Source organism: Cellulomonas edaphi (assembly GCF_030362815.1).
GTDB classification, from domain to species: domain Bacteria; phylum Actinomycetota; class Actinomycetes; order Actinomycetales; family Cellulomonadaceae; genus Cellulomonas; species Cellulomonas edaphi.
Genome location: NZ_JAUCGR010000001.1, coordinates 984050 through 997861, shown reverse-complemented (window position 1 = coordinate 997861; position 13812 = coordinate 984050). Strand labels below are relative to the sequence as shown.

Sequence of the window (13812 nt, the reverse complement as noted above, 5' to 3'; positions counted from 1 at the left end):
GTGACGACCACGATGCCCGAGGCGTCGAGCCTCGACGCCGCGATCCGGCCGGTCCCTGCCAGCGAGCGCGCTCGCCTGGTGGGCACCACCCTCGCGATCGTCGCGGCCCTGGCGCTGGGCATCGTGGTCAACGCCCTGGTGGTCTCACCGCTGCGGTACGAGCGGGACCAGGACGTGGCCAGCTGGGCGTTCCGCGCCCAGCTGGCCAACGGCACGGCGCCGGTCGGCCAGGTCACGTCGGCCGACCGGCTGCTGGCGCCGGGCACACCCGTGGCGATCCTCACGATCCCGCGGCTCGGGGTGGACGACGTGGTCCTCGAGGGCACGACCTCGAAGACGCTGCTGTCGGGGCCGGGCCACCGCCGCGACACCGCGCTCCCCGGCCAGGCCGGGCCCGTCGTGGTGATGGGCCGGCACGGCGCGTACGGCGGCGTCTTCGCCGACCTCGACACGCTGCGGCAGGGTGACGTGATCACGACCGTCACGGGCCAGGGGGAGGCCACCTACGCGGTCACGGGCCTGCGCCGCACGGGCGACCCGCTGCCCGACCCGCTCGCCGCCGGCGCGGGAAGGCTGACGCTCGTCAGCGCCACCGGCCCCCGATGGGCGCCCGACGACGTGCTGCGGGTGGACGCCGCGCTCGTCGGCGAGGCGTTCCCCACCCCCCGGGCCGTGCTGACCCCCGTGCTGCTGTCCGACGACGAGGCGGCGTTCGCCGGCGACGACGACGCCTGGCCCCTGCTGCTGCTGGCCCTCGCAGCCCTGGCCGCCTCCGCCGTGCTCGTCGCGGCGCTGCGTCGCTGGTGGGGCCACTGGCAGGCGTGGGTCGTGGGTCTCCCGCTGCTCCTGCTGTGCGGCGTGCTCGTGGCGGAGCAGATCTTCGTCCTGCTGCCCAACCTCGTCTGACAGCCGCCCGATGCCCGGCGTTCACCCGTCGGCCACCTCGATGCGCCAAGGTGCCCAGGTGAGCGTGGACTCCTTCGTCGCCCTGGCCCCCGAGGCCCCGGCCCTGCCCGACCAGCCGACCCAGGTCCTGGCCCCCGTCCCCACCGAGGTGACGCTGCCGGCCATGGAGGCGCGCGCCGTCTCGGCGTGGTTCGGCACGCACAAGGTGCTCGAGCGCGTGTCGCTGGCGATGCCTGCGGGCAAGGTGACCGCGCTGATCGGCCCGTCGGGCTGCGGCAAGTCCACCTTCCTGCGCATCCTCAACCGGATGCACGAGCTGATCCCGAGTGCCGCGCTGGCCGGCGAGGTGCTGCTGGACGGGCGCGACATCTACGACCCCGTGCGCCGCGTCACCGACGCCCGCCGCAACATCGGCATGGTGTTCCAGAAGCCCAACCCGTTCCCGGCGATGTCCATCCAGGACAACGTCACCGCGGGTCTGTCGCTCACGGGCGTGCGGATCTCCGCCGGCGAGCGCGCGTCGCTCGTGGAGGAGTGCCTCACGCGCGCCGGCCTGTGGAACGAGGTCAAGGACCGGCTGCGCGCCCCCGGCGGCGGCCTGTCGGGCGGGCAGCAGCAGCGCCTGTGCATCGCGCGCTCGCTCGCCGTGCGGCCCAAGGTGCTGCTCATGGACGAGCCCTGCTCGGCGCTCGACCCCACCTCCACGCGCCGCGTCGAGGAGACCATCGGCGCGCTGGCGGGCGAGGTCACCATCGTCATCGTCACGCACAACATGCAGCAGGCCGCGCGCGTCTCCGACCAGTGCGCCTTCTTTCTCGCCGAGCACGGCGTCCCGGGCGGGATCGTCGAGCACGGCCCGACCACGCAGGTGTTCGGCACCCCCCGCGACTCGCGCACCGAGGACTACGTCAACGGCCGGTTCGGCTGAGCGGTCGGGGCAGGATCCTTCGGATCCCCACTAGCCCTTCGCGTCCGCGTAGGAACGGGCCGCGGCCAGGCTGACCGGGAAGTCGACGGGGAAGTCGCCGAACAGCAGCCGCCCGGCCGCGGCGGCGGCCGCGCGCACCTGGTCGGCGACTGCGTCGGCGAGCTCGTCGGGCGCGTGGATCACCAGCTCGTCGTGCAGGAAGTAGACCAGGTGCGGGCGGCGTGCGAACGGCGCGGGTACCCGCCCCTCGCCTCCCGCCTCCCCCATCGCCCACAGCCGCCGACGCACCTCCGCGATCCAGCACAGCGCCCACTCCGCCGCGGTGCCCTGCACCACGAAGTTGCGCGTGAAGCGCCCCCAGGCGCGGGTCTGGGACCGCGCCCGGGACTGCGCGCCCGCGCCCGCGTCGTCGTCGAGCGCGTCGGCCTGGACCTGGTTCCACTGCGCACCCGGGCGAGGCGAGCTGCGGCCCAGCAGGGTGCTGACCACCTCGCCCCGCTCGCCGGCGCGCGCGGCCGCCTCGACGTGGGCCATGGCCGCGGGAAAGGCCCGGTTGATGCGGGGCAGGACGGCCGCGCTCTGCCCGGTGGTGCCGCCGTAGAGCGCGCCCAGCATGCCCAGCTTGGCGTGGTCGCGGGAGTCGACGACACCCGCGTCGACCATGCCTTGGTAGAGGTCGCGTCCGCGCCCCGCCTCCGCCATCTGCTCGTCGCGCGCCAGCCCCGCCAGCACGCGCGGCTCGAGCTGCGCGGCGTCGGCCACCACCAGCCGCCAGCCGTCGTCGGCCCGGACGGCGCGGCGCACCTGCTTGGGCAGCTGCAGCGCACCGCCACCGCTCGACCCCCAGCGCCCGGTGACGACGCCACCCACCACGTACTCGGGCCGGAATCGCCCGTCGGGCACCCACCGGTCCAGCCAGGTCCAGCCGTTGGCGCTGTTCAGTCGCGACAGCTTCTTGTACGCGAGCAGGGGCGCGACGGCGGGGTGGTCCACACCCTGCAGCTCCCACTTGCTGGTGGAGTTCACCGCCAGCCCGTTGCGTCTCAGCTCGCGCAGCACGTCCGGCAGCGAGTCCGGGTTGAGGCGGGGCGCGCCCAGCTCGGCGCGCACCTGCTCGGCGAGCTCGGCCATCCGCGGCGGACGCGCGTCGCCGAGCGGGCGCGGGCCGAGCTGCTCGGCCAGCACCTCGTCGTGCACCGCCCTGTCCCACGGCAGGCCCGTGTGGCGCATCTCCGCCGCGGCGAGCGCCCCCGCCGACTCGGCGACCAGCAGCAGCCGCAGCCGCGCGTGACCGGCGACCGCCTCGTCCTGCGTGCCGATCTCGGCGAGCAGCTCGTCCGCGCCGGGCCGGTCCTCCGTGCGGGCCACGTCGAACAGCGAGTCGACCGCATCCGGCTCCGGCGGCGCGTCCGGGGTGCCGTCGAACGGTCCGACCGGGCCGGTCGCGAGCCGCGAGCCCGCCGTCGTGGCCGAGCCCCGCAGCAGGCGGTGCGCGAGCCGCAGGTCGAGGCACCGCTCCACCCGCACTCCGTCGGCCAGCAGGCGCGGGTACCAGCGGGCGGTGTCGTCCCATGCCCAGCGCACGGCTTTCTCCCCGCCCACCGCCGCGCCGACCACGCCGTGCGGCGCGACGTCGCCCGGGACCTCGCCGACGCGGACCAGCCCGTCGGCTCCCTCGGGACCCGCGCGCACGGGCGCGGGCGGGGCGACGACCATGAGCACGCCCTCAGCCTGCCGCACACCGCCCACAGCCCAGGTCACCGGCACCGACGGGCACCGGCAGCGACGGGTACCGGCACCGAGGGTCACCGGCACCGAGGGTCACCGGCACCGAGGTGCGGCTGCACCGGCGTGCGGGTTGCACCGGCGCGCGGCAGCGCCGACGCCCCGCTAGCGTGAGGCCGCCATGACGCGCCGCTCCGCAGTCCCCCGCTGGTCGGTCGCCTCCGCGCTCGCCGCCCCTGTCGCCATGATCGGCGGCTGGACGATCGCCGCCGCGCGCCAGCCGTCCTTCGACCCGGTGGCCAGCACCATCAGCGACCTCGCCGCGACCACGGCGACCGACCCGTGGATCATGACCGCCGGTCTCGCGGTCACCGGCGTCGCGCACGTGCTCACCGCGGCCGGGCTGCGGCCGGTGCCGAGGCCTGCCCGGGTGCTGCACGCCGTCGGCGGTCTCGCGACGCTCGCGGTGGCGGCCCTGCCGGTGGACACCTACCCGCACCCGCACGGGGTCGCCGCCGCGGTGGGCTTCGGTGCGCTCGCGCTGTGGCCCGCGCTGGCCTGGCGGCGCGGCGGCACCGGCGCGCTGCGGCCCGCGGTGGGGATCGCCGCGTCCGTGGTGCTCGTCGGCCTGCTCGGGGCCTTCGTGCTCGAGCTCCAGCGCGACGGCGACGCCGTCGGCCTGACGGAGCGCCTGGTCGCGGGCGCGCAGGCGCTGTGGCCGCTCGCCGTCGTCGTCTGGCTCCGCCGCCGCTGAGCTCGTCACCCCGAGCGCGCTATCGGCCGGCCGCCGCCGCGACGTCCGGCCGGGCGTCGGCGCTGGGCGGCGACGCGACGACCCGGTCGACGAGGCGCCATCGGGTGGCCGGCGGAGCGGCCGTCGCCGCGGCGACCACGGGGTCCAGGTGCACCACGAGGGCGCGGTCGGCGAGCCCGTCCGCACGGTCCTCCCCCGCGACCTCGAGCGCCTCCGCGAGCGAGCCCAGCAGCGTGACCGAGGGACCGCGGATGCCGAGCGCGGTGCCGATCCGGCCCGCGGGCGCGTTGGCGAGCGTGTACGGGAAGGCACCGGGGGCCGCGAGCGCGAACCCCGTGGTCCGGGCCGCGGCCCAGAACGCGAGCGCCTCGCCCGCGCCCGCCTCGCTCGTCGCGACGTAGAGCGCGTCGAACCCGGCGTCGGGGCCCCACAGGTCGAGCAGCGTGGCCGCGGCCCACGCGCTCACCGCGTCCCCGGCGGCGACCAGCGGCGGCGACACGACCTCGCTCATGCCGCACGCCCCAGCACGAGGGCGGAGTCCAGCCCGCCGAACGCGTACGCGCAGTTGAGCACCCAGCGCACGTCACCCGGCCGCGGTGCGGCGACCACGTCCAGGCCGAGGCCCGGGTCGGCCGACGGCCCGTTCACGTTGGGCGGCACCACCCCCGCCTCGAGAGCGCGCACGGCGATCACGGTCTCGACCGCGGAGGCGGCGCCCATGGTGTGCCCGATCGCGCCCTTGATCGAGGAGACCGGCACGCCCGCCGGGAACTCGGTGCGGAGCGCGGCGGCCTCGGCGGCGTCGGACTGCGGCGTGCCGGTCCCGTGCGCGCACACCCAGTCGACGTCGTCGGCGGGCACACCGCTGCGCGACAGCGCCGAGCGCATGGCCGCCGCCATGCCGGACCCGTCCGCACGCGGCGACGTGGGGTGGTGCGCGTCGGAGGCGAGGCCCAGGGCGCCGACGACGGCGCGGGCCTGGCCGGCGCGCGCGGCCGACGTGATGACCACGAAAGCCGCACCCTCCCCCAGCTGCATCCCGCGGCGCCCTGCGACGAAGGGCCGGCACAGGTCGGGCGTCATGGCCCGCATGCGCGCGAACCCGACCATCGCGATCCGCGAGAACGGCTCCACGCCGCCCGCGATCGCGACGTCCACCCGTCCGGCGCGAACCGCCGCCGCGGCGGCCCCGATCGCGTAGTTGCCTGCCGCGCACGCGGTGCCGTACGCCCGCACCGGGCCGGTCGCGCCGACCACCCCGGCGACGTGCCGGGCCAGCGCCGCGCCGTTGTGCTCGTCGGCCGCGAACGCCGTGGTGGCCCGCTCGTAGCCCGCCGACTCCCCCATCGTCGTGCCGACGTAGACCCCGACGCGGTCGGACGGGACGCCCGGGAGCGCCCCGGGAGCCATGGCCAGCGCGTCGGCCAGGGCGGCGGACGCGAGGTCGCGCCCGCGGCGGACGGGGTCACCCGGCGGGAGCGACGTCACCCGGCACGCGGTCGTCACCGGGAAGCCCTCGTCCGCCAGGTCCTCCCAGCTCCGCGCGGCCGTGGCGCCCGCGAGCACGCCCGCCCAGGTGTCGTCGGCGGCCCCGAGCGCGGTGATCGCGCCGTAGCCGGAGACGACGGCGGTCATGTCGGTCACGGTCGGGTCCGGTGCTCGGCCACGTACGCCGCGAGGGAGTCGAGCGTGGCGACGGCCTGCCAGTCCTCGTCCGGCACGACGAGCCCGAACGCGGCCTCGACGCGGGCCACGAACTCGAGGACGTCGAGCGAGTCGATCTCCAGGTCGTGCTTGAGCGTCGCGTCCGCGGGTGCGGTCGCGGCGATGTCCGGGCGGACGGAGGCCAGCTCCGTGCGCAGCCGGGCCAGGACGTCGGTGTCGACGGTCGGCATCAGGGCACCTCCAGCTCAGGGTCCAGCTCAGGGTCGGGATCGAACGCCGGGTCGTCGAGCAGGGGGGCCGTGGGGTCGCCGACGATCCGGTAGAAGTCGGCGTGCGGGTCCGCGGCGGCGGCCGCCGCGACGAGCTCGCCGACCGTGGCGGCGCGGGCGGCGCCGTCGGCCACGCGCAACGCCCACCGGGCATTCGCGGTGTGCAGGGTGGGGCCCGTGGCCCCGACGGCCGAGGCGGCGACGCCGCGGACCACCAGGGCCTCGGTGAACGACAGCCCGGTGCGCTGCCTGCTCGCGGTGCGGCAGGCCAGCGACAGGACCGCGCCGACGGGGGCCCCCGGCGCCGCCGGGAAGTGGTGCGCCCGCAGTCCCGCGTAGCCGACCCACCCGATGGAGCGGCCGTGGCCGACGTAGACCGCGAGCGCGGGACCGCGCCGCAGGCCGGCCACCAGGTCGTCGCGCACCACGTCGTAGGACGTCCACCGCCGCACGGGTCCGTGGGCGGAGGCGACGCGCGCGATCCGCCCCGCGAGGTCGTCGTACCGGGACAGCCGCTGCCCGAGCACCGCGACGGTTCGGCGCCGGGATGCGCGGGCGTGCACGGACGCCGCCGCCCGCGCGAAGCGCGCGGTCGCCTCGTCGGACACCAACGGCAGCCACGCCACCGGGACGGGGCGCCCGTCGTCGAGCACCACGGGGCCGGGCAGGACGGTGCGGGGCGCGCGATGATGCGAGCCCGCGACGAGCACCGCGTCCGCGCCCCTCACCACCTGGTCGATCGGGGCCGACGGCGACGCGTAGGTCACCGACCAGCACGCCGTCAGCGGCGCGAGCAGTGCCCGCGCCGCCGACGGTGCCACCAGGACGACGTTCACGACGCCCGGACGGCCTGCACGTAGGGCTCCCACGCCGCGACCTCGGCCGCGGGTCGGGCCTGGAGCACCGCCCGCACGAACCAGTGCATGAGGATCTGGCCCTGCTGCTCGCGGTTGAAGTGGTCGAAGTCGCCGCCCGCCGCGATGAGGTCGTCCTGCGCGCCCTCGCCGGTCGCCTCGCCGCGGTCCTCGTTCCTGGTGGTGCCGGCGTAGTCGGTGACGATCGAGACGCTGGCGACGCCCTCGTCGTACCCGTAGTTGTAGCCGTCGCCTGCGATCTGGGCGTGGATCGCCTCGACCAGGTAGAACGGGCCCGTCGTCTTGAACTGCCAGACGTGGGTCAGCTCGTGGATCATCTTGCGGCGCTCGAGCGGGCCGTCGTCGACGTCGAAGTTGATCAGCGTGTCGGTGACGAACGCCCGGGAGTCCGGGTTGCCGGTGAAGAAGTCCTGGATGCCGAAGATGACGTCGTTGGTCAGGCTCTCGGTGGCGACGTACACGTCGGACAGGTCGAGGGCGGGGCCGAACACGAGCGCCGCGTCGGCCTTCTCCTGCGGCGACATCTCCCGGTAGGACGCCAGGGTCCGCAGCAGGATCGCGATGGCGGAGGCCACGGCCCCGCCCACGATCTCGAGGGCTGCCTCGAGGATCTCGACGACCCCGCGGCCCACCTCCTTGGCAGCGAGCACGAACCGCTCCCACGCCTCGCCCCCGATGCTCCACACGTCGTCGGCGATCGTGGAGAACGCCTGCCCGAGCGCGTCGAGCGCCTGGAGCAGGTTGCCCAGGGCGTCGCCCGGGTGCAGCAGCGTCGCGACGACGAGCTGGCCGATCGTGGCCCCCGCCGCCAGCAGCGCCTCGACGGCGGTCCGCAAGGTCGCCGCGGCCCGCTCGACCGCCCAGGCGATGATGCCGGCGATCGCGGCACCGGCACGCAGCGCGCCCTTGATGACCGAGGCGATCGCCGGCAGCACGTCGTCCTCGATGTACGACAGCACGTAGGACAGCGAGTTGCCGATCTTCACCGTGACCTCGCCCAGCCACTCGAGCGCCGCGGCACCGGCCGCGAGCGCCCAGTCGATGACCTCCGCGATGGCCGAGCCGACCGCCTCGATCGCCTTGACGATCGTCTCGAAGACCGCCTTGGCCTGGGTGAAGGCCCACGACAGGATCTCGTTGACGGCGTTCTTGACGAACCGGACCGCGAGCACCGCCTGTCGCCACAGCTCCGAGGCGAGGTCGGCGCCCCGGGCCAGCAGCCACCCGAAGACGGACGCCACCGAGCCGAGCGCCTGCAGGATGCCGTTGACCATGCGGCGGAACACGAAGTAGCCCTGCTCCACGACGGACTCGAGCAGGTCGGCCACCGCGGCGCCCGCCGCGATCGCGGCCTCCACGAACCGGGCCGCGGCCCGGTAGGTGTACCGGACCATCTCCGCCGCGAACTCGGCGATCGTCTTGCCCAGCTCGAACGCGGCCTTGAGGACGTCGCGCAGCGTGCTGACGACGGCCTTGGCCAGCTCCTTGAGCAGGTTCCCCAGCGTGCGGCCCAGCTCGAACACCGCCGCGACCACCTTCTTGAGCACCGCGAAGCCCACCTTCGCGACCTCGATGACGAGGCTGATCAGCGAGTTGGTGGCGGCGAGGATCCCGGCCACGACGGCCTTGACCGCGGCCGCCGCGGCCGTCGCGATGAAGGTCGCGAGGTCGGCCAGGGCCGCACCGATCGCCGCGGCCGCCTGCGCCATCTTGCGCAGGAAGTCCAGGCCGAGGGCGAGCGCGTCCTGCAGCAGCTGCCCGATCGCGCGGCCCAGCGAGACCAGGGTGGACACCACCTGCTTGAGCAGCTCGAGCGACTTCGCGACGATGGTCGCCAGGATCTCGCCGACGGCCTTGCCGAGCTCGACGAGCGCGCGCACCACCTTGTCCACGAGGGACAGCGCCGCGGCCGCGGCCTGCTCGATGAGGTTGCCGATCGTCTTGCCGATCGCCAGCAGCGCGTCGATCCCCTTGCGCACCAGGTCGGCGGCCTTGTTGACCAGGTACGACAGCAGCTGTCCGAGCGTTCGGCCCAGGCTGTCCATCGCCCGCAGGATCGACACGAGCGCGTCGCGCGCCAGCGCGAACGCCGCGTCGAGCATCTGGAACATCGACTTGCCGATGTCCTCGAGCCCCTTGACGATCTTGCGGAGCACCTCGTAGCCGGCCTCGATCACCTTGGTGAACAGGTCGGCCAGGGTGGCGAACGCGGCCACGAGCGACCGGGCCAGCGCGGCGACCTCGGTGGCCACCCAGTTGACGACGTCCGCGATCGCGGCGACGAAGTCCTCGATGGCGTCGCCGATCGCGTCGATCACGGAGCTCACCGCGTCGGAGATGGCGTCGCCGACGTCCTCGATGAAGTCCACGATCGCGTCGTCGTGGTCCTCGGGCGGCGTCGGGGTCTGAGCGGCGAGCAGCTGCTGGCCCGCGTCGCGCAGCCACAGGCCCACCGATGTGGCGCCGGCCTTGTCGATCGAGCCGTCGGGCTTGTGCAGCAGGTCCGCCATGATCGTGCGGCCCTCGGCGCGCGGCAGCAGGCCGACGGCGTGCACCACGGCCTGCGCCTGGCCGGCCTTGCGATAGCCGTCCACGAGCGAACGGTGCTCCCCTGGTTCCAGCTTGGCGGCCGCCTGGAACAGCTGGCGATGGTCGTCGAGCGTGGGCAGCGTCTTCGCGTAGGCGCTGGCGAGCGCGACCGCGCGGTTCGGACTCCTGCCGAACGCGTCGCTCAGTGCTGGTGCGAGCTCGACGGCCTTGAAGCCCGAGCCCGCGATGCTGGTGGCCATGGCGTCGACGTCCTTGAGCGGGATCCCGCCCGTCGCCTCCGTGATCCGGTTCATGCTGCCCTCCCCCTTGTGGGCCGTCCGGTCGGCGACCGGAGGTGTCACAGAAGGAGTGCCCGAGCCGTCGCTGTGATACCGGCTCTCTGGGCGATCAGGGCGGGGGGCGATCGGTGCACGCGCGCGACCGAGGCAGGAGTCGCGACCGCGGGTGAGGCCGCCCCCTACCCGGCCCCACCCTCGATCGCGACTCCTGCCCCCACCTCGTGAGTGCCCGCTCGAGCCTGCGGCGTGACGCCTCGTTAGAGTGATCCACGTCACATGTGCGGATGCGCACGGGCGGTCTAGGTTCTGCCTGACCGCGGAGGGGAGGCGTCGTGCACCGCGTGATCCATCTGGCAGCGAGCGGCATGCTCGTCGGCGCTCTCGTCGTGACTGCGGCGGCGACGTCCACGGCCGCGCACGCCGACGAGGACGACGACTCCGTGGCGCTCGTCTTCTCCGCGTCCGCGTGCCCGGACGGCCGGCTGTGCCTGTGGACCGTCGCGCCGTACGCGGGCGTGATGGTGAGCACCTTCTCGACCGCGGTGTACGACACCGGGCTGTCGACCGCGCGGTCGGTCAGCAACCGCGCCTCGACGGCCGCGCGCGTCTACAGCGGCCTCGACGGCACCGGGACCAGCCGCTGCTACCCGCCGGGGACCCGGGTCAGCGCCACCTCGGTGGCGGCTCGCTCGTTCCGTATCCTCGGAACCACAGAGTGCTAGACGGGTGCTAGCCGTGGCGATCCGACCGGGGGGTGGCGTGGTGCTCGACGCGCTGGCGCCCGGCCACGCGGAGGCGGCCGCGTCGTTCGAGGCGCTGTTCCGCGAGGTGGCCCCGCGCGTCCGTCGGTACGTCGCCCGCACGGTGGGCGACGACGCCGCGGACGACGTGGTCAGCGAGACGTTCACCACCGCGTGGCGTCGCTGGGCCGAGCTGCCCGAGGACCACGGCATGCGCCGCGCCTGGATCTACCGCACCGCGCACTACGAGTGCGCGCACGCGCTCCGCTCGCGGTCGCGGCGCCAGCACACCGCGGAACGGGCCGCGGCGCGGCGCGAGCTGGGCGACGACCCGACCGACCGCGTGGTGGGCGACGACCGCGTGGCCCGCGTGCTGGCCGCGCTGCCCGACACCGACCGGGACGCGCTCGAGCTCGTCGTGTGGCACGCCCTGACGCCCGCCGAGGCGGCCTACGCGCTGGGCTGCAGCCCGACCGCGATGCGCGCGCGCCTCAGCCGTGCGCGCCGCCGCCTGGCCGCCGTGCTGGGCGAGGGCGACCTGCGGGAGGTGGGCTCGTGAGCACGGACGACGACCTGCGCGCCGACAACGAGGCGCGTCGCCTGCGCACGCTGCTGGGTGCGCCCGAGCACGCCCCCCGGGAGCCGCTGAGCACGGCCGACGAGGCGCTGCTGGCCCGGATCCTCGCCACGCCGGTCGCGGTCCCCGCCGAGCCCGCGCGCCGGCCCTGGGCCGCGCGCGGACCGGCGCGCATCGCGGTCGCGGCGGCGGTCGTGCTCGGGCTCGTCGTGGCGGGCATCTCCTGGCAGTCCCGCGGGACGGGCGCACAGGCCGGGCCGCCGCCCGTGCTCGAGTTCTCCGCGGGCACCGTCGACGATGCGCTCGCCGACACCCTGCCGTCGGCGCGGGACACCCTGACCGCCATCTCCGGCGCGGCGGCCGCCCAGCCCGCGACGGGCGGCTCGGGCGTGCAGCGGATCCAGTCGTACGCCTGGTACCTCAACTTCGACGCCGCACGCCAGGACGCCGAGCTCGCCACCACGTTCACCGACCTGCGGATCTCGCCCGACGGCTCGGTCGTCAGCCGCGAGGTGCGGGCCCCCGCGCTCGACCTGCACGGCGACGTCATCGACCCCGACCGCTACCCCCTGGGCGGCGCGGCCAGCGTCGATCGGCTTCCCGCGGGCACCATGGACGCCGACTACGCCGCCCAGCTGCCGCGCGACCCGGTCGCGTTGCGCGACGCCTTCCTCGCCACCGACCCGCAGTGCCGCGCCTCCACCGACGACGAGGAGCGCTGCCTCTACTACGCCATCACCGACCTGTACGGCCGCGCGGTGGTCCCGGCCGACCTGTCGGCGACGGTCTGGGCGATGCTGGCCGACGAGCCAGCCGCCCGCACCCTGGGCACGACGCGCGACCGTGTGGGCCGTACCGGCGAGGCGGTCGTCATGCACGGGCCAGACGCGACCGACGCGCTGCGGCTCCTGGTGATCGACCCGGCGACCGGGCAGCTGCTCAGCTGGGAGCTGGTGGGCACCGGGCTGCCCGGGACCGTGTTCGACGAGCCCACGGTCACCAGCTTCCAGGCCATCACGTCGGCGCAGTGGGTCCCCGAGCGGTGACCGGAGCGGTGACCGGAGGCTTCGCCGGGCGGACGTACGCTGGTGTCTTCCCGCGGCACCCCTGGGGGTCGAGCACGCCGCACCGCTGATCGAGAGGCTGTCGATGTCGGGCGCGCCCGTGCCGGTTGCGGGCGCACGCGCACCCTCGATCGGCTCGGCCGGTCGCAGCGCCATGGCGGTCTGGACCTGTGCGGTGATCGCCTACTTCGTCGGGGTCACGCACCGCACCGCGCTCGGCGTCGCGGGCGTCGAGGCGATCGACCGGTTCTCGCTGTCCGCGACCGGCCTGGCCGCGCTGTCCGTGACCCAGCTCGTCGTGTACGCCGGCATGCAGATCCCGGCGGGCCGGCTGCTGGACCGCTTCGGGCCGCGCGCGGTCATCACCGCCGGCTCCCTGGTCATGGCGTCCGGGCAGCTGGTGCTCGCGCTCGCCGACTCGGTGCCCACGGCGCTCCTGGCCCGCGTGCTCATCGGCGCGGGCGACGCCGGGCTGTTCATCAGCGCCATCCGCCTGGTCACCGAGTGGTTCCCCGCCCGGCGCGTGCCCGTGATGGTGCAGGTGACCGGCCTGATCGGGCAGTCGGGCCAGCTGGCGTCCGCCATCCCGGTGGCGTGGCTGCTGCACTCGCGCGGCTGGGAGGCCACGTTCGGCTCGCTCGCCGCGGTGGGCGCGGTCGCGGGCGTCGTCGCGTTCGTCGGCATCCGCTCGTCGGGCCGCGTGCAGCCCGCGCCCGCGTCGAGGTTCATGCCGGCCGTGCGCCTCGCCACGCGCCCCCCGGGCACGCGACTGGGCTTCTGGAGCCACTTCGTGACGCCGTTCAGCGCGAACGTCATCGCGCTGCTGTGGGGGGTGCCCTTCTTCCTCACGGCGCAGGGCTGCACGCGTGCCCAGGCGAGCCTGCTGCTCACCATCCTCACGCTCACGGCGATGGGCACCGGACCGGTCGTCGGCATGTTCGCGGCCCGCCACCCGCTGCGCCGCAGCTGGGCGGTGCTGACCAGCTGTGTGGTCACGCTCGCGGCCTGGGTGCTGCTGCTGGCACCGTCGACGCCGCGGCCCATGTGGGTGCTCGTCGTCTTCGTGATCGCCGTGGGGGCGGGCGGGCCGGTGTCGCTCGTGGGCATGGACTTCGCGCGGACGTCCACGCCCGCGGCCTCGCTGGGCACGGCCACCGGCTTCGTCAACACGGGCGGCTTCATCTCGACCATCGGCGCGGTCCTGGCCGTCGGAGTGGTGCTCCAGCTCGCCTCGCCACCGGGCGCGACCACCTACTCGCTGGACGCCTACCGTCTCGCGTTCAGCTCGCTGCTGGTGCCGTGGCTCATCGGCGTCGCGGGCGTGCTGCACAGCCGGCGCCGCACCCGGGCCCAGCTGCTCGCCGACGGCACCATGGTGCCACCCGTGCGCCAGGTGCTCCGACGCCGCCGGACCCGCGGCACGTGATGCGGCCCGTCACCGCGCACCCACAGCCCGGTCGCCCTACCGTGGTGGCCGTAAC

General features: G+C 75.2%; 13 protein-coding genes. 7 read left to right on the top strand and 6 right to left on the bottom strand.

The features are described 5' to 3' along the window. Positions 1-906 (top strand): sortase, encoded by a 906-nt coding sequence (locus QRT05_RS04735; RefSeq protein WP_289445768.1) that lies wholly within the window; start codon positions 1-3, stop codon positions 904-906. Positions 907-1069: 163 nt separating this feature from the next. Then, complete coding sequence (locus tag QRT05_RS04730; protein WP_289446119.1) at positions 1070-1834, top strand: phosphate ABC transporter ATP-binding protein; 765 nt, start codon at positions 1070-1072, stop codon at positions 1832-1834. Positions 1835-1864: 30 nt separating this feature from the next. Here the strand turns inward: QRT05_RS04730 and QRT05_RS04725 are convergent, their stop codons facing one another. Continuing rightward, positions 1865-3550 (bottom strand): bifunctional 3'-5' exonuclease/DNA polymerase, encoded by a 1686-nt coding sequence (locus tag QRT05_RS04725; RefSeq protein ID WP_289446118.1) that lies wholly within the window; start codon positions 3548-3550, stop codon positions 1865-1867. Positions 3551-3740: 190 nt separating this feature from the next. Between QRT05_RS04725 and QRT05_RS04720 the strand changes: the two genes are divergently transcribed. After that, complete coding sequence (locus QRT05_RS04720; RefSeq protein WP_289445766.1) at positions 3741-4313, top strand: DUF998 domain-containing protein; 573 nt, start codon at positions 3741-3743, stop codon at positions 4311-4313. A gap of 19 nt (positions 4314-4332) precedes the next feature. Here the strand turns inward: QRT05_RS04720 and QRT05_RS04715 are convergent, their stop codons facing one another. Genes QRT05_RS04715 through QRT05_RS04695 form a run of 5 tightly spaced genes read right to left on the bottom strand, consistent with a single transcriptional unit; the run spans position 4333 to position 9965 of the window. Further along, positions 4333-4824: a beta-ketoacyl-[acyl-carrier-protein] synthase family protein gene (locus tag QRT05_RS04715; protein ID WP_289445764.1), complete on the bottom strand. Its 492-nt coding sequence runs from the start codon at positions 4822-4824 to the stop codon at positions 4333-4335. After that, entirely contained in the window at positions 4821-5948 is a 1128-nt protein-coding gene (locus tag QRT05_RS04710) for a beta-ketoacyl synthase N-terminal-like domain-containing protein (protein WP_289445762.1), read from the bottom strand. The genes QRT05_RS04715 and QRT05_RS04710 overlap by 4 nt, the downstream gene beginning before the upstream one ends. A gap of 5 nt (positions 5949-5953) precedes the next feature. Beyond that, complete coding sequence (locus QRT05_RS04705) at positions 5954-6208, bottom strand: acyl carrier protein (RefSeq protein WP_289445760.1); 255 nt, start codon at positions 6206-6208, stop codon at positions 5954-5956. Then, positions 6208-7116, bottom strand: a complete 909-nt coding sequence (locus QRT05_RS04700) for a C25 family cysteine peptidase (RefSeq protein ID WP_289445758.1) — start codon at positions 7114-7116, stop codon at positions 6208-6210. The genes QRT05_RS04705 and QRT05_RS04700 overlap by 1 nt, the downstream gene beginning before the upstream one ends. Further along, a complete protein-coding gene (locus QRT05_RS04695; RefSeq protein ID WP_289445756.1) occupies positions 7080-9965 on the bottom strand; it encodes a hypothetical protein in 2886 nt (961 codons plus the stop codon). Before QRT05_RS04695 ends, QRT05_RS04700 begins: the two co-directional genes overlap by 37 nt. A gap of 326 nt (positions 9966-10291) precedes the next feature. Here QRT05_RS04695 and QRT05_RS04690 point away from each other — a divergent pair, with 326 nt between their 5' ends. The 4 genes from QRT05_RS04690 to QRT05_RS04675 all read left to right on the top strand — a co-directional run bounded on the left by QRT05_RS04690 (position 10292) and on the right by QRT05_RS04675 (position 13757). Next, positions 10292-10672 carry a peptidase inhibitor family I36 protein gene (locus QRT05_RS04690; RefSeq protein WP_289445754.1) on the top strand — a complete coding sequence of 127 codons (381 nt, stop codon included), beginning with the start codon at positions 10292-10294 and terminating at the stop codon, positions 10670-10672. 13 nt (positions 10673-10685) lie between these two features. Further along, on the top strand, positions 10686-11249 hold the full coding sequence (locus QRT05_RS04685) for an RNA polymerase sigma factor (protein WP_289445752.1): 564 nt from the start codon (positions 10686-10688) through the stop codon (positions 11247-11249). Further along, a complete protein-coding gene (locus QRT05_RS04680; protein WP_289445750.1) occupies positions 11246-12313 on the top strand; it encodes a hypothetical protein in 1068 nt (355 codons plus the stop codon). Before QRT05_RS04685 ends, QRT05_RS04680 begins: the two co-directional genes overlap by 4 nt. Before the next feature lie 103 nt (positions 12314-12416). Then, entirely contained in the window at positions 12417-13757 is a 1341-nt protein-coding gene (locus QRT05_RS04675) for an MFS transporter (protein ID WP_289445746.1), read from the top strand. Positions 13758-13812: the final 55 nt, after the last annotated feature.